This window comes from Pseudomonas sp. GV071 (assembly GCF_003050835.1).
Lineage (GTDB): Bacteria > Pseudomonadota > Gammaproteobacteria > Pseudomonadales > Pseudomonadaceae > Aquipseudomonas.
The window spans coordinates 101,165-121,348 of sequence record NZ_QAOJ01000011.1 but is presented as its reverse complement, the minus strand read 5'-3'; the positions used below and the strand labels follow the sequence as shown (position 1 = coordinate 121,348).

Below are 20,184 nucleotides of genomic sequence, written 5' to 3'. Positions count from 1 at the left end.
ATGACCCCGAACACCACAGCACGCATCGCGGAAAAGTTCATCGGGTTGTCGCTCGAACAACGTCGCCAGTTCCTCGCCAAGCTGCAGCAAGACGGCAAAGACTTCAGCCTGCTGCCCATCGTCGCCAGCCGCCATAGCCAGAGCAGCCTGCCGCTGTCCTACGCCCAGCAGCGCTTGCTGTTTCTCTGGCAGATGGAGCCGCAGAGCGCCGCCTACAACATGGCCGCTGCGCTGCGCCTGACGGGCGAATTGGATGAGCAGCGTCTGCAAGCGGCGTTCGATGGCCTGCTGCAACGCCATGAGGCGCTGCGCACGGTGTTCCAGATCGACGGCGAACAGGCCGAGCAGCGGGTGTTGCCCGTGCAGGGCCTGGTGCTGCACCGGATCAAAACCAGCGAGGCCGAGCTGCAGGCGCAGGTGGACGCCGAGGTGGCCAAGCCGTTCGACCTGCTCAACGGCCCGCTGCTGCGCGCCAGCCTGTTCAGCCTCGGCGAGCAGGAAAACGTGCTGCTGGTGTGCATGCACCACATCGTCTCCGATGGCTGGTCGATGGACGTGATGGTGCGTGAGTTCGTGCAGCTCTATCAGCAGGCCAGCCTGCCGGAGCTGCCGCTGCAATACGCCGACTACGCCCTGTGGCAGCGGCGCTGGCTGGAGGCGGGCGAGGGCGAGCGGCAGTTGGCCTATTGGCGTGAGCAGCTGGGCGATGAGCACCCGCTGCTGGAAGTGGCACCAGACTTCGCTCGCCCGCCGGTGCAGAGCTACGCCGGCGCCACCGTGCGCTTCGACTTTGGCGCGCCGCTGTCGCAGCGCATGCAGGCGTTGGCGCGCAGCCAGGGCGTGACTCTGTTTATGCTGACCCTGGCCGGTTATGGCCTGTTTCTCGCCCGCCACAGCGGTCAGCAGGACATCCGCATCGGCGTGCCGAATGCCAACCGCGGCCGCGAGGAAGTGGAAGGGCTGATCGGCTTTTTCATCAACACCCAGGTGCTGCGCTGCCAGGTCGACCTGCGCCAGAGCTTCAACAGCCTGTTGGCCCAGGTGCGCGACACCAGCCTGGCGGCCCAGGCCCATCAGCAATTGCCCTTCGAGCAGTTGGTCGAGGCGCTGCAACCGGAGCGCAGCCTGGGGCATAACCCGCTGTTCCAGGCCAAGTTCAACCAGAACGTCGGCATGCAGCGCCACCTGCAATTGCCGGGCTTGAGCGTCAGCGAATACCCGCTGAATAAGGTCGGCACGCACTTCGACCTGGCCCTGGATATCACCGACAACGGCAGCAGTGTGCTCGGGGAAATGACCTATGCCAGCGACCTCTACCAGGCCGCCAGCATCGACGGGTTTATTGCCAGCCTGCGTGAACTGTTCGAACAGGTATTGGCGCAACCGGACGCGCCACTGCTGAGCCTGCTGGCCCAGCCCGAGGTGGTGCCCGCCCATGACCGCAGCCAGCTGCCGCTGGTGCTGCAACGCTGGAATGAGCAAGTCGCCCGCCAGCCGCAAGCGTTGGCCGCAGTGTATGGCGACACGCGCCTGAGCCACGCCGACCTGGACGCCCAGGCCAATCGTTTGGCCGCGCAACTGCAGCGCTGCGGCGTGCGCCCGGGCATGCCGGTGGCGGTGCTGCTGGAGCGTTCGCTGGACTGGTTGGTGAGCCTGCTGGCCAGCCTCAAGGCCGGCGCGGTGTATATGCCGCTGGATATAAAAGCGCCGAGCGAGCGCCTGGCGCAGATGATTGAGCGCGCGCAGGCGGCCGTGGTGGTCATGGCGGCCGACGATGCCCGTCACGCTCAATTGGGCTGTCAGGCTGTGTTTTTTGCGCCTGAACAGTGGCCAGTGCAGAGCACGCTTTATCCCGTGGTGCTGCATGCACAAAGCCCGGCCTATGTGATTCACACCTCCGGCTCCACCGGCCAGCCCAAGGGCGTGGTGGTCAGCCATGGCGCGCTGGCGAGTTATGTCGATGGCCTGCTGGAGCGCCTGGCGCTGCCACAGGACGCGAGCATGGCGCTGGTCTCCACCATCGCCGCCGACCTTGGCCACACCCTGGTATTCGGTGCCCTGTGCTCCGGGCGACCGCTGCATGTGGTCGAGCAGGAACTGGGTTTTGACCCCGACCGTTTTGCCGCCTATATGGCCGCGCAACAGATCGCCGTATTGAAGATTGTCCCCAGCCACCTCAATGGTTTGCTGCAAGCCGCGCAGGCGGCGGATGTACTGCCCAGCCATGCGTTGCTGGTGGGTGGCGAGGCCTGCTCCCAGGCGCTTTATCAGCGTGTGCGTGAGCTGAAACCGGGCTGCCGGTTTATCAACCACTACGGTCCCAGCGAAACCACAGTAGGCGTGCTTACCCATGAGCAGGAGGGTGAGCTGAGCGCGGGCAGTGTGCCGCTCGGTACGGCGTTGCCCGGTGCCCATCTGTATGTGCTGGATGAACTGCTCAACGCGGTGCCGCAGCGGGTTGCCGGTGAGCTGTATATCGGCGGCGCCAGCGTCGCCCAGGGCTATCTCGGCCAGGCCGCACTGACTGCCGAACGGTTTGTACCGGACCCCTTTGGCCCGCCCGGAGCACGGGTGTACCGCAGTGGCGACCGGGTACGCCGTGGCGCCGATGGTCTGATGCAGTTCCTTGGCCGCAGTGACGACCAGGTGAAGATCCGCGGCTACCGCGTCGAGCCCGGCGAAGTGGCCAAAGTGTTGCGCCAATTGCCCGGCGTGCAGGACGCCGCCGTGCTGGCGCTGCCGGTGCAGGAACAACTGCAACTGGTGGCGTATTGCGTCGGCGTGCTGGATGCCGCAGCAATCAAACACCAGCTGCAAGCGCAGCTTCCCGACTACCTGGTGCCGGCCCATATCCTGGTGCTGGAGCGGTTGCCACTGACCGCCAACGGCAAGCTCGACCGCCGCGCCTTGCCCAGCCCGCAAGCGCAGCAACAGTCGGCCTATACCGCCCCGGCCAACGAGGTGGAAAGCACCCTGGCGGCGATCTGGCAGGAGGTGCTCAAGGTTGCTCAAGTGGGTGTACACGACAACTTCTTCGAACTGGGTGGCGACTCGATCCTCAGCCTGCAGATCATCGCCCGCGCCAAACGCCAGGGCCTGAAACTCACCCCGCGTCAGCTGTTTGAAAAACAGACCGTGGCGCAGCTCGCGCAAGTGGCCAAACCGGTGGCCGCCAAGGTGGCCGCGCCCGTTGCAGCCAATACCGACACCGCACTGCTGCCCGTGCAGAAACGCTTTTTTGAGCGGGCAGTACCGTACCTGGATCCCAGCCTGCGCTGGGATGACGGAGTAGGGGCTGAAGGAGCGGCCGGGCGGCGATCCGCTTCAGCCGCGATGCGCTTGCAGCACTACAACCAGGCCATCTTGCTGACACCTCGTCATCCCCTGGCAGCAGAAGTCCTGAGCCAGGCGTTGCAACGCCTCCAGCAACACCACGAAGCCCTGCGCTTCAGCTTTATCCAAGAACACGGCCAGTGGCTGGCCCGCACCCGCGCCACCACCGATGCCGACCTGCTCTGGCAACGCGAAGCCGCCGATGCTGCCGATCTGAGCGCCATTGCCGACCAAGCCCAGCGCAGCCTCGACCTGCACAACGGCCCACTGCTGCGCGCCGTGCTGTTCAACCTGGCCGATGGCAGCCAGCGCCTGCTGCTGGTGGTCCATCACCTGGTGGTGGACGGTGTGTCCTGGCGCGTACTGCTGGAAGACCTGCACGCACTGTGCGCCGGGCAACCCCTCGAACCGGCCCCCAGCCAACAGCGCTGGGCCGAACAGTTGGCCCAGTGGACCCAGCAGGCCGCTGCTCAGGAGCTGGAGTATTGGCAGGGTGCCTTGCAGGGTGTGCATGCCGACTTGCCGGGCGCGCGCACCGACGCCAGCCTGCAAATCGCCGACGGCCACAGCCTGTATTGCCGCCTGAACAGCGAGCACACCCGCCAGCTGTTACAGCAAGCCCCGGCGGCCTACCGCACCCAGGTCAACGACCTGCTGCTTACCGCCCTGGCGCGCACTCTGTGCCAATGGAGCGGGCAGGGTAGCGCGCTGATTCAACTGGAAGGCCACGGCCGCGAGGGGCTGTTTGACGACATCGATCTGTCGCGCAGTGTCGGCTGGTTCACAAGCCTGTTCCCCCTGGCGCTGACTCCGGCCGCCGAGCTCACCGAGTCGATCCAGAGCATCAAGGAACAACTGCGCGGGGTGCCCAACAAGGGCGTCGGTTTTGGCGCCTTGCGTTACCTTGGCACTGCCGAACAGCAAACGGCGCTGGCCGCGCTGCCGCAACCGCGGGTGACCTTCAACTACCTCGGTCAGTTCGACCAGAGCCTGGCCGCCGATGGCCTGTTCGCGCCGGCCAGCGAAAGCGTCGGCGCCACCCAGAGTGCCGACCATGACCTCGGCAACTGGCTGACCATCAATGGCCAGGTGCTCAATGGCGAGCTGGAGTTGGGCTGGACCTTCAGCCGGGCGATGTTCGACGAATCCGTCATCGCCACCCTGGCCGAACGCTACCTGAACGAGCTGCAACAACTGATCGCCCATTGCCTGAGCGATTCAGCCGGCGGCGCCACCCCCAGCGATTTCCCCCTGGCCGGTTTTACCCAGCAGCAGCTGCAACAACTGCCGCTGGACCTGCGTCAGGTCGAGGCCATCTACCCGCTGTCGCCGATGCAGGAAGGTCTGCTGATGCACACCCTGCTGGAGCCGGGGTCGGGCATCTACATGATGCAGTACTGCTACACCGTCGACAGCGCCATCGACCCCGAGCGTTTCCGTCAGGCCTGGCAGGCCGTGGCCCAGCGCCACGATGCCTTGCGTACACGGTTCTCCTGGGGCGTCGCCGAGCGTTGGGTGCAGGTGGTGCAGCGCACCGCCACGCCGGACGTGCAGATTCACGATTGGCGTGCACTGCCGGCCAGCGAGCACCCGGCCAAGCTGCTGCAGATGCTCGCCGAAGAGCGCCGCGCCGGTTTCGATCTGCAGCACGCCGTGCCGTTTCGCCTGCGCCTGATTCAGCTCGACGCTCAGCGCTTCGGTTTTGTCCTGAGCAACCACCACATCCTTATCGACGCCTGGTGCCGCTCGCTGCTGATGGACGAGTTTTTCGCCATCTATGCCGCCCTCGGTGAAGGCCGTGTGGCCAACCTGGCGCCGGCCACGCGTTATGCCGACTTTATCGGCTGGTTGCAGCAGCAGGACCGCCCAGCTTCCGAGCACTTCTGGCGCGAGCAACTGGCCGGTTTCGAGCAGCCCACCTGCCTGCCGTTCGACCGCCAGCCGCTGCGCGATGCCGGGCATTCGCTGATCGGTGACCTGCAGACCCAGCTCGACCGCCCGCAAACCGAGCAACTGCAAGCCACCGCGCAGCGCCTGCAACTGACCGTCAACACTCTGGTGCAAGCCGCCTGGGCACTGGTGCTGCAGCGCTACAGCGGCGAGCGTGATGTGCTGTTTGGCGTCACCGTGGCCGGGCGCCCGGTGGACATGCCGGAGATGCAGCGCACCGTCGGCCTGTTTATCAACAGCATCGCCTTGCGCGTGCAACTGCCGCCGGCCGGCAGCGAGACCAGCGTTGGCCAGTGGTTGCAGGCGCTGTTCGCCCTCAACCTGCGCCTGCGTGAGCACGAGCATCTGCCGCTGGTGGACATCCAGGCCTGCAGCGAAATCGGCAAGGGCCAGCCACTGTTCGATAGCCTGTTTGTGTTCGAAAACGCGCCGATGGAAGAGGGCGTGATGGAGCAGGCGCAGAGCCTCAACGTGACCGCCGACTCCGGCCGCACCCACACCAACTACCCGCTCACCGTGGTCGTCTACCCAGGCCCGGCGCTGGGCTTGCACCTGTCTTACGACCAGCGCTGGTTCGACGCCAGCACCGTGCAGCAGCTGCTCAACGACTTTCGCTACCTGCTGCTGCAACTGGCCGCCGAGCCGCAGCAACGTTTCGACGCCTTGCCGGTGCTGGCTGCCAGCGAACGTCAGCAACTGCTGCACACCTTCAACCAATCGGCCCGCGACTACCCGTTGCAGCAGGGCTATGCGCCGCTGTTCGAACAGCAGGCGGCGGCGCATGCCGAGCGCATCGCTGCGAGTTGCGACGGCGAGCACTGGACGTACAGCGAACTGGACCAGCACGCCAACCGCATGGCCCAGGCCCTGTTGCGCGCCGGGGTGCAGCCGGACCAGCCGGTGGCCTTGCTGGCCGAACGCGGCTTGCCGTTGCTGGGCATGATCGTCGGCACCCTCAAGGCTGCCGCCGGTTACCTGCCGCTGGACCCGCACCTGCCGGCCGAACGCCTGCGCCATATCCTCACCCTCAGCCGTGCGCCGGTGTTGGTCTGCAGCGCCGAATGCGTGCCGGCCTTGCAGCCATTACTGGCGGCGGTGGAGGCCAGCCAGCGCCCGCAGTTGCTGGTCTGGGAGCAACTGCAACAAGGCAGTGACAGCCGCGCGCCGCAGTTGCCCATCGGCCCTCGGCACCTGGCCTATGTGATCTACACCTCCGGCTCCACTGGCCAACCGAAAGGGGTGATGGTCGAGCAGGCCGGCATGCTCAATAACCAACTGAGCAAACTGCCGTACCTGCAACTAAGCGCCGACGACGTGATCGCCCAGACCGCCTCGCAGAGCTTCGATATTTCCGTCTGGCAATTGCTCACCGCGGCCCTGTGCGGTGCGCGGGTGGAGATCGTGCCCGACGCTATCGCCCATGACCCGCAGGCGCTGCTGGCCCATGTGAATGCCAGCGGCATCAGCGTGCTGGAAAGTGTGCCGTCGCTGATCCAGGGCATGCTCGACGGCGAGGCCATCGCCTTGCCCGGCCTGCGCTGGTTACTGACCACGGGTGAAGCGATGCCGCCGGAACTGGCGCGCCGCTGGTTGCAGCGTTACCCGAACATTCCACTGATCAACGCCTATGGCCCGGCCGAGTGTTCCGACGATGTCTCGCTGACCCGCGTCAGCGAGGCCGAGACCGCCAGCATCTACCTGCCCATCGGCCTGCCCACCGACAACAACCACCTGCACGTGCTCGACGGCCAACTGGAGCTGGTCGGTGTGCGTGCGGTGGGTGAGCTGTGTGTCAGTGGCACGGGTGTGGGCCGTGGTTATGTCGGTGATCCGGTGCGCACCGCCCTGGCCTTTGTGCCCGACCCCTTCGCCCGTGAACCCGGCCAGCGTCTGTACCGCACCGGCGACCTGGCGCGGCGGCGGGTGGATGGTGTGCTGGAGTACGTCGGCCGCCGCGACCACCAGGTGAAAATCCGCGGTTTCCGTATCGAACTGGGCGAGATCGAAGCGCGCCTCAGCGAGCAGCCCGGCGTGCGCGACAGCGCGGTGCTGGCCCAGGAACAAGCCAGTGGCCGGCATCTGGTGGCCTATGTGGTGCCGAGTCAGAGCATCAGCGATGAAGCGCAGCAACGTGAGCTGCGCGACCAGTTGAAAGCCGCGCTGAAACGTCAGCTGCCGGAATACATGGTGCCGCAGCAATGGGTGCTGCTCGAGGCGATGCCGCTGAATGCCAACGGCAAGCTCGACCGCAAGGTGTTGGCGAGCATTGAAGGGCAGACGCTGCAGGGCGATTTCGCCGCGCCGCACACTGAGCTGCAACTCCAGCTGGCCGAGGTCTGGCAGGAGCTGTTGCAGGTTGAGCGGGTGGGGCTGCATGACAACTTCTTCGAGCTGGGCGGCCATTCGCTGCTGCTGGTGCGGGTGATCTCGCGGCTGAAAAACCAGCTGGGCGTCGAGCTGCCGATGCAGGACTTCTACCGCGCCAGCACGGTCGCCGAATTGGCGGCGTTAATTGAACAGAGCAGGGAGCTGGGCAGCGTGGAAGACGATTACGACGCCATTTTCGCCACCCTCGACGAACTGGAGGAGGCGTAATGCTCAAGCAGCCATCTGCACAAACCCAAGCACTGCTCGACCGCATCAAGGGCCTGGGCTTTGCCAAGCGCCGCGAGCTGTTTCAGAAATTGGCGCAGAAAGGCGTCAATGTCGGCCGCCTGCCCATTGTGCCGGCCAGCGAACGCGAGGCCTTGCCGCTGTCTTACGCGCAGCAGCGTCAGTGGTTTCTCTGGCAGCTGGAGCCGGACAACAGCGCCTACCACATGCCCACCGCCATTCGTTTGCAGGGCACGCTGGACCTCGACGCCCTGCAGCATGCCTTCGACGCCCTGGTGGCGCGGCATGAAAGCCTGCGCACGGTGTTTGTGCTGCACGAGGGCCAGCCGCAGCAGCGTATTCAGCCGGCACAGCCACTGAACATCGTTCGCCAGACCATGCCGGGTGCTGACCAGGCGGCGATTGCTGAGGTAATCAGCCGCGAGGCGCAGCGTCCGTTCGACCTGGAACACGGCCCGTTGCTGCGCGTGCACCTGCTGGAGGTGGCGGCGGACGAGGCGGTGTTGCTGGTGGTGCAGCACCATATCGTTTCCGATGCCTGGTCCATGCAGTTGATGGTCGAGGAGTTGATCGGCCTGTACCAGAACCGCCGGCTGGGCATCGATGAGGTGCTGCCAGACCTGCCGATTCAGTACGCCGACTACGCCGCCTGGCAGCGCCAGTGGATGGAAGCCGGCGAAGGCGAGCGGCAGTTGGCCTACTGGCGAGAACAACTGGCCGGTGGCGACACGCTGCTGGAATTGCCTGGCGACTGGCCGCGCCCGGCGCAGCGCTCGGGGCAGGGCGGGCGTCTGAGTGTGGAGCTGCCATTCGCCCTGGCCGCCGCGCTCAAACAGCTGGCCCAACGCGAAGGCTGCACGTCATTCATGTTGCTATTGGCCTCGTTCCAACTGCTGTTGCAGCGTTACAGCGGCCAGCAGCAGATTCGTGTGGGCGTGCCCTCGGCCAACCGCAACCGCGCCGAGACCGAGCGGCTGCTGGGCTTTTTCGTCAACACCCAGGTGCTCAGCGCCGAGATCGACAGCCAGGCCTCCTTCCTCGATTTGCTGCGCCAGGTGCGTGGCACTGCCCTGGAGGCCCAGGCCCACCAGGACCTGCCGTTCGAGCAACTGGTCGAGGCCCTGCAACCCGAGCGCAGCCTCAGCCATAGCCCGTTGTTCCAGGTGCTGTTCAACCACCAGGTCAGCGCCGCGGCGGGCAGCGGTTTAACACTGCCGGGCCTGCAAGTCAGCCAAGTGCAGTGGGCGATGCCCACCGCCCAGTTCGACCTGAGCCTGGACTGCACCGAGCACCCCGGCGGCATCAGCGCCGACTTCATTTACGCCAGCGACCTGTTTGCCGCGCCACGCATTCAGCGCATGGCCCGCCACTGGCAGAACCTGCTGCAAGCCCTGGTAAGCGCCCCCGAAGCGCGCCTGGGTGAACTGCCGATGCTCAGCGCTGCAGAGCGTGAGTTGACGGTAGAAACCTGGAACCAGACCGACCGCCAGTACCCGGATGCGCCGTTTGTGCATCAGCTGTTTGAAGCCCAGGTGGCGCGTCAACCACAGGCGCCGGCACTGCTTTTTGGCACGCGGCAACTGAGCTATGCCGAGCTGAATGCCGAAGCCAATCGCCTGGCCCAGCACCTGCGCGAGCAAGGTGTTGGCCCTGATGTGTTGGTGGGCATGGCGGCAGAGCGCAGTGTGGAAATGGTCGTAGGTTTGCTGGCCATTCTGAAGGCTGGTGGCGCCTATGTGCCGTTGGACCCGGAGTACCCGCAGGACCGACTGGCCTACATGTTCGAGGACAGTGGCATCGCCTTGCTGCTGACTCAATCGCACCTGTTGGATGCCTTGCCGATCCCGGTCGGGTTGAAATGCCTGGCGCTGGATAAGCCGCACGCCTGGGCCACCACCAGCGCTGAAAACCTCAAACTGGACCTGCACCCGGAAAACCTCGCCTATGTGATTTACACCTCAGGCTCCACTGGCAAACCCAAGGGCGCCGGCAACCGTCACCTGGCCTTGTACAACCGTCTGGCCTGGATGCAGGAAGCCTATGGCCTGGACGGCAGCGACAGCGTTTTGCAGAAAACCCCGTTCAGTTTCGATGTGTCGGTGTGGGAGTTCTTCTGGCCGTTGATGGTGGGTTCGCGCCTGGTGGTGGCCGGTGTCGGCGATCACCGCGACCCAGCGAAACTGGTGGAGCTGATCACCACCCAGCGCATTACCACGTTGCACTTCGTACCTTCGATGTTGCAGGCCTTTGTCAGTGATGAATTGTCAGCACGGTGCGTGGATTTGAAACGCATCATTTGCAGCGGCGAAGCACTGCCGGTCGAGCTGCAACGTCAGACCCTGGCGCTGTTGCCACAGGCCGGGTTGTACAACCTCTACGGCCCGACCGAAGCCGCCATCGACGTCACCCACTGGACCTGCGTGGAGGAGGGGCGCGATGCGGTGCCCATCGGCGTGCCCATCGCCAACCTGCAAACCTACGTGCTGGATGCCGAGCTCAATCCGGTCAGCCCTGGCGTAACCGGCGAGCTGTACCTCGGCGGCGTCGGCCTTGCGCGCGGTTACCATCGTCGCCCGGCGCTGACGGCCGAACGTTTTGTTGTCGACCCATTCCGCCCTGGTCAACGGCTGTACCGCACCGGCGACCTGGCCCGTCAGCGTGACGATGGCGTGATCGAATACGCCGGGCGTATCGACCATCAGGTAAAAATTCGCGGCCTGCGCATCGAACTCGGCGAAATCGAAGCCCGCCTGCAAGAGCAGGACGCGGTGCGCGAAGTGGTGGTGGTTGCGGTAGACAGTGGCAGCAGCAAACAGCTGCTCGCTTACCTGGTCCCCGAACCCGACACCCTGGCCCGCGCCGAGGCAGAGATTCAGGGCGGCTATGTGCAGCACCTCAAGGCACGCCTGCTTGAGGTGCTGCCCGATTACATGGTGCCGACCCTCTGGCACCTGCTGGAGCGCATGCCGCTGTCACCCAACGGCAAGCTCGACCGCAAGGCCCTGCCCAAACACGAGCCCGCCGCGCTGGTGACGGCGTACCAGGCGCCACGCAATGCCCTGGAGCAGCAACTGGCGGCCATCTGGCAAGAGGTGCTGCGCCTGGAGCAAGTGGGCGTGGATGACAACTTCTTCGAGCTGGGCGGTGACTCGATCATCTCCATCCAGATCGTCAGCCGCGCGCGCCAGGCCGGCATCCGTTTTGCCCCGCGCGATATCTTCCAGCACCAGAGCGTGCGCCGCCTGGCAGCGGTCGCCCAGCGCAGCGAAGCGCTGCAGGTGGAGCAGGGGCCGGTAACGGGCGAAGCGCCGCTGCTGCCGATTCAGCAGGCGTTTTTTGCCAGCGACATTCCCCAGCGCCAGCACTGGAACCAGTCACTGCTGCTGGCGCCGAATGAGGCGCTGGATGCCGCACTGTTGGCGCAGGCGCTGAGCCAACTGGTTTGCCATCACGATGCCCTGCGCCTGCGTTATCGCCAGGTGGGCAATAGCTGGGTGCAAGAACATGCCGGCAGCGAGCCAAACCACGACCTGCTGTGGCAGGCACAGATCGCCGATGCTGCGCAGGTGCCGGCGTTCTGCAGCGAGGTGCAACGCAGCCTCGACCTGAGCGCAGGGCCGCTGTTGCGTCTTGCGCTGGCGCAACTGGGCGATGGCAGCCAGCGTCTGTTGCTGGTGATTCACCACCTGGTGGTGGACGGCGTGTCCTGGCGGATTCTGCTGGAAGATCTGCAAAGCGCTTATCGCCAGTTGCAAGCCGGCGCCCCTGTCCGTCTGCCAGCAAAAACCACGGCCTTCCAAAGCTGGGGCCTGCGCTTGCAAGCGCACGCCCAAAGCGAGGCGATGGCGGCGCAAGCAGCGTATTGGCAAGAGGTACTGAGCGACGCGCCGCACGACTTGCCCGCCGACAACCCGCAAGGTTCTCTGCAACAGCGGCATGCCCGCAGCGTGGCCACCCGCCTGGATGCCGAGCACACCCGGCAGCTGCTGCAGGAAGCGCCAGCGGCTTACCGCACCCAGGTCAACGACCTGCTGCTGGCCGCCCTGGCGCACGCCGTGTGCGCCTGGAGCGGGCAACCCTCGACCCTGGTTCAGCTCGAAGGCCATGGCCGTGAAGAGCTGTTTGCCGACAGTGACCTGTCGCGCACGGTCGGCTGGTTCACCAGCCTGTTCCCGGTACGCCTGACCCCGGCGGCCGATATCGCCGGCTCGATCAAGCAGATCAAGCAGCAGGTGCAAAGCATCCCCGACAAAGGCCTGGGTTATGGCCTGCTGCGTCACTTTTCTAGCAGTGCGTATGGCAACGCTACGTTGGGTGAGCAACTGGCCGCGTTGCCGCAGCCGCGCATCACCTTCAACTACCTCGGCCAGTTCGATGCCGATTTTGCCGCCGATGCCCTGTGGACGCCGGCCAATGAAGGGCGTGGCGCCGGGCAGGATGAGGGCGCGCCGCTGGGCAATTGGCTGAGTGTCGATGGCCAGGTGTACCAGGGCGAGTTGAGCCTGAACTGGACCTTTAGCGGTGAGATGTTTGCCGTCGAACGCATCGAACAATTGGCAGCGGCCTATCAGCAGGCGCTGCTGGCCTTGATCGAGCATTGCCTGGTGGCCGACAACGGCGGGCTGACCCCCAGCGACGTGCCGCTGGCCCAGCTCAGCCAGGCGCAGCTGGACGCCTTGCCGGTACCGGCGCGCCAGGTGGCGACCATTTACCCGCTGGCACCGATGCAGCAGGGCATGCTGTTCCACAGCCTGTATGAGCCCGACGGCGCGACCTATATCAACCAGATGCGCGTGGATATCCATGGCCTGGATATTCCGCGTTTCACCCAGGCCTGGCAGCAGGCCGTCGACCGCCACGAGCTGCTGCGCGCCGGTTTTATCTGGGACAACGGCCTGGACAGCCCGCGGCAGATCATCCATCGCCAGGCCACGCTGACGGTCAGCGTGCAGCCGCTGGGCAGTGACACCGACGCCGTGGCCGCCGCTGAACTGCAGCGTGGTTTTGACCTGGCGCGACCGCCGTTGCTGCGCCTGAGCCTGGTGCAGACCGGCGCCCAGGCCTATCACCTGATCTACACCAGCCACCACATTCTGCTGGATGGCTGGAGCAACTCGCGCCTGCTCGGTGAGGTGCTGCAGGCCTATGCCGGGCAGCCGCTGGCGGCCCCGACCAGCCGTTACGCCGATTACCTCGGCTGGCTGCAAGGCCAGGACGCCGCCAGCCAGGCCTTCTGGCAAGCGCAACTGGCCCCCTTGGCCGAACCGACCCGGCTGGCCCTGGCCTGCGGGCCCAACCCCGAAGCGCGACCCGGCCAGAGCGCGCACCTGCTCGGCCTTGGCCAGGCCTTTACCGTGCAATTGCAGTCCTTCGCCCGTCAGCAGCAAATTACCCTCAACAGCCTGCTGCAAGCGGCCTGGCTAGTGCTGTTGCAACGCTACAGCGGCCAGCGCAGTGTGGCCTTCGGCGCGACGGTGTCGGGGCGACCGGTGGAGCTGCTCGGCATCGAAGAACAGCTCGGCCTGTTTATCAATACCTTGCCCGTGGTGGCCAGCCCGGACCCGGCGCTGAACGCGGTGCAGTGGGCGCACCAGGTGCAAGCGCAGAACCTCGCGCTGCGAGACCACGAACACACGCCGCTGGCCGATCTGCAACGCCTGGCAGGGCGCAACGGTGAGGCGCTGTTCGACACCTTGCTGGTGTTCGAAAACTACCCGGTGTCCGAAGCCCTGGCGGCAGCGCCGGGCGGCTTGCAATTCAGCAACCTGGCCTACAGCGAGCAGAGCGGTTATGCCCTGACCCTGATCGCGCAAGTGGGCGCCGAACTGGAGCTGGGTTTCCACTACCTGACCGAGCACTTCAGTGCGCGGAGCATCGAGCGGATTGCCGGGCAGCTGGTGCACCTGCTGGAGCAGTTTATCCAGCAGCCGCAACGGGCCATTGGCGATTTGCCGTTGCTGCTGGAGCGCGAGCAACAGCAGGTGGTGCAGGCCTGGAATGAGACGGCCAGGCACTACCCGGATGCGCCGTTTGTGCATCAGCTGTTTGAAGCCCAGGTGGCGCGTCAACCACAGGCGCCGGCACTGCTTTTTGGCACGCGGCAACTGAGCTATGCCGAGCTGAATGCCGAAGCCAATCGCCTGGCCCAGCACCTGCGCGAGCAGGGCGTTGGCCCGGATGTGCTGGTGGGGATCGCGGCAGAGCGCAGTGTGGAAATGGTGGTCGGTTTGCTGGCCATTCTGAAGGCTGGCGGCGCTTACGTGCCGCTGGACCCGGAGTATCCGCAGGACCGCTTGGCCTACATGTTCGAGGACAGCGGCATTGCCTTGCTGCTGACTCAAACGCACCTGCTGGATGCCTTGCCGATCCCGGCTGGATTGAAGTGTTTGTCGCTGGATCAGCCGCACGCCTGGGCCACTGCCAGCGCTGAAAACATCAGCCTGGACCTGCAGCCGGAAAACCTCGCCTATGTGATTTACACCTCTGGCTCCACCGGCAAACCCAAGGGCGCCGGCAACCGTCACCTGGCCTTGTACAACCGCCTGGCCTGGATGCAGGAAGCCTATGGCCTGGATGGCAGCGACAGCGTTTTGCAAAAGACGCCGTTCAGTTTCGACGTGTCGGTATGGGAGTTCTTCTGGCCGCTGATGGTGGGTTCGCGTCTGGTGGTAGCGGGTGTCGGCGATCACCGCGACCCCGCCAAACTGGTGGAGCTGATCACTACTCAAAAAATCACGACGCTGCACTTCGTACCCTCGATGTTGCAGGCCTTTGTCAGCGATGAACTGGCTGTGCGGTGTGTGGGTTTGAAACGCATCATTTGCAGCGGCGAGGCACTGCCGGTCGAGCTGCAACGTCAGACCCTGGCGCTGCTGCCACAGGCCGGGTTGTACAACCTGTATGGCCCGACCGAAGCCGCCATCGACGTCACCCACTGGACTTGCGTGGAAGAAGGCCGAGACGCGGTGCCGATCGGTGTGCCTATCGCCAACCTGCAAACCTACGTGCTGGATGCCGAGCTCAACCCGGTCAGCCCTGGCGTAACCGGCGAGCTGTACCTTGGCGGTGTCGGCCTGGCCCGCGGTTACCACCGCCGCCCGGCGCTGACCGCCGAACGTTTTGTTGTCGACCCATTCCGCCCCGGCCAGCGCCTGTACCGCACTGGCGACCTGGCCCGTCAGCGTGACGATGGCGTGATCGAATACGCCGGGCGTATCGACCATCAAGTGAAGATCCGTGGCCTGCGCATCGAGCTCGGCGAAATCGAAGCGCGCCTGCAAGAGCAACCGAGCGTGCGCGAAGCCGTGGTGGTGGCGCAGGACGGTAGCCATGGCAAATACCTGGTGGCCTATGTGGTCGCCGAGCCGGCTGCGGACGTGGAGCAGGGCGCCTTGATCGCTGAATTGAAAAGCCAGCTGCTCCAGCACCTGCCGGACTACATGGTGCCCGGCCAGTGGCTGCTGCTCGAGCGCATGCCGCTGTCGCCCAACGGCAAGCTGGACCGCAAGGCCCTGCCGGTGCCGGATCAGAGCCTGACCCAGCACGCCTATGTGGCACCGCGCAACGCCGTGGAAAGCCAACTGGTGGCGATCTGGCAGGACGTGCTGCGCATCGAACAGGTGGGTATCGAGGACAATTTCTTCGAGCTGGGTGGCGACTCGATCATCTCCATTCAGATCGTCAGCCGTGCCCGTCAGGCCGGTATCGCCATTGGTCCGCGTGACCTGTTCGAGCAACAGACCATCGCCAAGCTGGCCGAGGTAACGGGGGGTGAAACGGCGGCGCAAAGCCCGCTGCGGCGCATCCACATCGACCCGATGCAGCGTGCCGCCTTGCCGGTGCCCGAAGAGCAGATCGACGACGTCTACCCGCTGTCTCCGATGCAGAAAGGCATGCTCTTCCACACCCTCGAAGACAGCGGCGAGGCGCTTTACATCAACCAGGTCAGCCTGCCGGTAAACGGCCTGGACGTGGCCAAATTTGACGCCGCCTGGGCCTTCGTCACTGCCCGCCACGGCGTGCTGCGCACCAGCTTCCACTGGCAGGCGGACCTCAGTGAGCCGCTGCAAGTGGTGCACAAACAGGCGCGTATGCCGCTGCAGGTACTCGACTGGCGCGAGCGCACGGTGACTGATGAAGCCCTGGCCGCCTTGGCCCACGAGCAAGCCCTGCAAGGCTTCGAGCTGGACCAGGCGCCGTTGCAACGGATGCTGCTGGTGCAGTTGGGCGAGCAGCAGTACCAGATGATCTGGACCAGCCACCACATGTTGATGGACGGCTGGAGCAGTTCCAACCTGTTTGCCGAGGTGCTGCAGCACTACGCCGGCCGCGAGCTGGAAGGTACGCCGGGGCGTTATGGCGACTTTATCGCCTGGCTGCACAGCCAGGACAAAACCGCTCTGGAAGGCTTTTGGCGCCAGCAGTTGGCCAACATCGAACCGACTGCCTTGAGCCCGGCGGTGTACCCGCGGCATGTCAGCGAGGAGGTCGGTCACGCGGCGCTGTATTCCAACTGGGACGCGCAGTGGACGGGGCGCCTGCAGCAGCACTGCCGGCAGCTGCGCATTACCCCCAACACCTTTATTCAGGGTGCCTGGCTGCTGCTGTTGCAGCGCTACACCGGCCAGCGCACGGTGACCTTCGGCGCCACCGTGGCCGGGCGTCCGGAAAGCCTGGCGGGGGCGGACAGCATGCTCGGGCTGTTTATCAACACCTTGCCGGTGATCCAGACCCTGCAGCCGGAACAGCCGCTGGACCAATGGCTGCAGCAGTTGCAAGCCTACAACCTGGACATTCGCGCTTACTCCCACGCGCCGCTGGCCGACGTGCAACGTTGGTCGGGCCTGGGTGGTCAGGCGCTGTTCGACAGCATCATCGTGTTCGAGAACTACCCCATCGACCAGCGCCTGCGCGAGGCTGAACCGGCGGGCCTGAGTTTTGGTGCCTCCAGTGACCTGGGGGTGACCAACTTCCCGATGGACCTGGCGGTGCACCTGGGCGACAGCCTGATGATCGAATACATGTACCTGCGTGCCAGCTTCAGCAGCGAAGGCGTGGCGCAGATTCGTGCGCTGATGGAGGCCCTGCTCGAAGCCATGCTCGCTGCGCCGCAGGAACGCCTGGGCAACCTGCAACGTCTGCCGGCCAGCGCCATGGCCGAGCTGCAACAGTGGAGTGCAGCGCCTTACGCGGCGCACCGGGAACAGTTGCTGCCAACCTTGATTGCCGAACAGGCCGCCACGCAGCCTGATGCCGTGGCGTTGGTGTGCGGGGAGGCGCAGTTGACCTTCGCGCAGCTGGAGCACGCCGCCAACCGCCTGGCGCGCCAGCTGCAAGCCCAGGGTGCCGGCCCGGAAGTAGTGGTGGGCGTGGCCTTGCCGCGCTCGGTGGAGATGGTGGTGGCCTTGCTGGCGGTGATGAAAGCCGGCGCCGCCTATGTGCCGCTGGACCTCGACTACCCGGCCGAACGCCTGGCCTACATGATCGACGACTCGGCCATGGCCGTGCTGATCACCCGTAGCGAGCTGCAAGGCACGTTGCCGGTACCGGCGCAGGTCGCGGTGCTGGCGCTGGATCAGTTGCCCGCCCACGGCGACAGCCGCTCATTGCCGTCGCGCCTGCTGGCGGACAACCTGGCCTACCTGATCTACACCTCGGGCTCCACCGGCCGGCCGAAAGGCGTAGCGGTCAGTCACGGGCCGCTGAGCATGCATTGCCAGGCGATTGCCCAACTGTATGAAATGGACCGTGGCACCCGCGAGTTGCTGTTTATGTCGTTCGCCTTCGACGGCGCCCATGAACGTTGGCTGAGTACCCTGGCCAGTGGCGGCGCGCTGGTGATTCGTGACGGCACCCTGTGGACCCCGGAACAGACCTGTGCCGTGCTGCACGAACAGCGCATCAGCATTGCCTGCTTCCCGCCGGCCTACCTCAAGCAGCTGGCCGAATACATCGAAGCCAGTGGCGTGCCGGCCCCGGCCGTGCACACCTACTGCTTTGGTGGCGACGCGGTGCCGGAGCAGAGCTTCGAACAGGTCAAGGCGGCCTTGCGCCCGGCGTACTTCACCAACGGTTATGGCCCGACCGAAACCGTGGTCACCCCGATGCTCTGGCGGGTGCCCCTCAGCGGTCGCTGCGAGGCGGCGTATGCGCCTATCGGTAAAGCAGTGGGGCAGCGTTCGTTGCATGTGCTGGACGCTGAACTCAATCCATTGCCGGTCGGTTTTGCCGGAGAGCTGTACATCGGCGGTTATGGCGTGGCCCGTGGTTACCACGGCCGCCCGGACATCACTGCCGAACGGTTTGTGCCCGATCCTTTCGGTGCGCCAGGCGCCCGTCTGTACCGCACCGGCGACCTGGTACGCCTGCGCAGCGATGGCATTCTCGACTACGTCGGGCGCATCGACCATCAAGTGAAAGTGCGTGGTTTCCGCATCGAACTGGGTGAAATCGAAGCGTGCCTGCGGGCCCAGCCAGGGGTGGAGGATGCCCTGGTGATTGCCCGCGATGCCGCCTCCGGCAAGCAATTGATTGGCTATGTGGTGAGCAGCGCCGCCGACTGCGGCGAGACCCTGCGCGCCGCCTTGCGTAGCGAACTGCCGGACTACATGGTACCGGCGCAAGTGCTGGCCATGGCTGCCTTCCCGCTGACCCCCAACGGCAAACTGGACCGCAAGGCATTGCCGGAACCGAGCTTTACCAGCGCCAGTTTTGTCGCCCCGCGTAATGAGCAGGAGCGCCTGCTGGCCGAGATCTGGGCCGAAGTGCTGCAGGTCGAGCAGGTGGGCATTACCGACAGCTTCTTTGAACTGGGTGGCGACTCGATCCTCAGCCTGCAAGTGATCTCGCGGGTGCGTAATCACCCGGACCTGCAGCTGCAACTCAAACTGCGCGACCTGATGCGCCAGCCGACCATTGTTGGTTTGCTTGGACAGGGCTGCGAGGTTCAGGCGCCGATGCACAGCGTGAGTACCTTGGGCGCCGAGCAGTTTGCCCTGTTGCCGGTGCAAACCGAGTTCTTCGCCCGTCACGCCGAGCAGCCGCAGCACTTCAACCAGAGCCTGTTGCTGCAGGCCAACCAGCCGCTGAACCGTGCGGCCTTGCTGACGGCACTGAATGCAGTGCTGGCGCAGCACGATGCCCTGCGCCTGCGCTTTACTCAGGAGCACGGCCAGTGGCGCCAGGCCTACGCGCCGGTCAGCGATGCCAGCGAGCTGTTGTGGCAGGCAACGGTGGCCGATGAACAGGCGCTGTTGGCCCTGATCAACCGCGCCCAACGCAGCCTCGACTTGCACCAGGGCCCGCTGCTGCGTGCGGTGTGCGCGACCTTGAGCGATGGCAGTGAACGGCTGCTGCTGGTGGTCCATCACCTGGCCATGGACCTGGTGTCCTGGCGGGTGCTGAGCGAAGACCTGCTGCGGGCCTATCAGCAACAGTGCGCCGGCCAGACCGTGGTACTGGGTGAGAAGACCAGCAGCTACCGCGCCTGGGTCGAACATTGGCAGACACAGGTGCCACAGCTGGTGGAGCAGCAGCGCGCCTACTGGCTGGAGCAATTGGGAACGGAGACCAGCCCATGGCCGTGCGACAACCCACGCGGTAGCCAGCTGGCGTTGCATCAGGCGTTGGTCCGCCGTGCGCTATCAACGGATGACAGCGAACGTCTTCTGCGTGAAACCGCGCCGGCCTGTCAGACCTCGGTCAATGAGCTGCTACTCACTGCCCTGGCCAGCGCCCTGTGCCAATGGAGCGCGCAGGATTCGGTGCTGGTTGAGTTGGAAACCCATGGTCGTTACAGCGACGACAGCAGCCCGGAAATCAGCCGCACCCTCGGCTGGTTCACCAGCCAGTACCCGCTGCGCCTCAATCCCAACGCGGCACCGCGGGCACTGCGGGCCATCCAGGCGCAACTGGCAGCGGTGCCCACCCAAGGCATCGGCTACGGCCTGCTGCGCCACCTGGCTGGGGCTGATGTTCAAGCCAGCCTGGCGCACGGAGGGTCGCCACGGGTGAGCTTCAGCTACCTCGGCCAGTTCAACCCAGGCTTTGCTGAACAGGGCGAAGCGTTCAGCCTGGCCGCTGAACCAAGCGGCGATGAACACAGCGCGTTTACGCCATTGGCCAACGAACTGGAAGTGGTCGCGCAAATCAGCGAAGGGCGCCTGGAACTGCGCTGCAACTACAGCCGCCGGCGCTACCGCCGTCAGCGCATCGAGACCCTGATGGACGATTGCCTGGCGCAACTGCACCTGCTGATCGCCCACCGGGGCGCCCTGTAACCACCCGACC

2 protein-coding genes are annotated in these 20,184 nt (G+C 65.2%); both read left to right on the top strand.

The window, feature by feature from the left end:
* Positions 1–7,878 (top strand): non-ribosomal peptide synthetase, encoded by a 7,878-nt coding sequence (locus C8K61_RS20240; protein WP_108098100.1) that lies wholly within the window; start codon positions 1–3, stop codon positions 7,876–7,878.
* Positions 7,878–20,174 (top strand): non-ribosomal peptide synthetase, encoded by a 12,297-nt coding sequence (locus tag C8K61_RS20235; protein ID WP_108098099.1) that lies wholly within the window; start codon positions 7,878–7,880, stop codon positions 20,172–20,174. Before C8K61_RS20240 ends, C8K61_RS20235 begins: the two co-directional genes overlap by 1 nt.
* Positions 20,175–20,184: the final 10 nt, after the last annotated feature.

Bases quoted from the DNA above. Each gene is read 5' to 3' on its own strand.
- C8K61_RS20240 (WP_108098100.1), top strand. From the start codon at position 1: ATGACCCCGAACACCACAGCACGCATCGCGGAAAAGTTCATCGGGTTG.
- C8K61_RS20235 (WP_108098099.1), top strand. From the start codon at position 7,878: ATGCTCAAGCAGCCATCTGCACAAACCCAAGCACTGCTCGACCGCATC.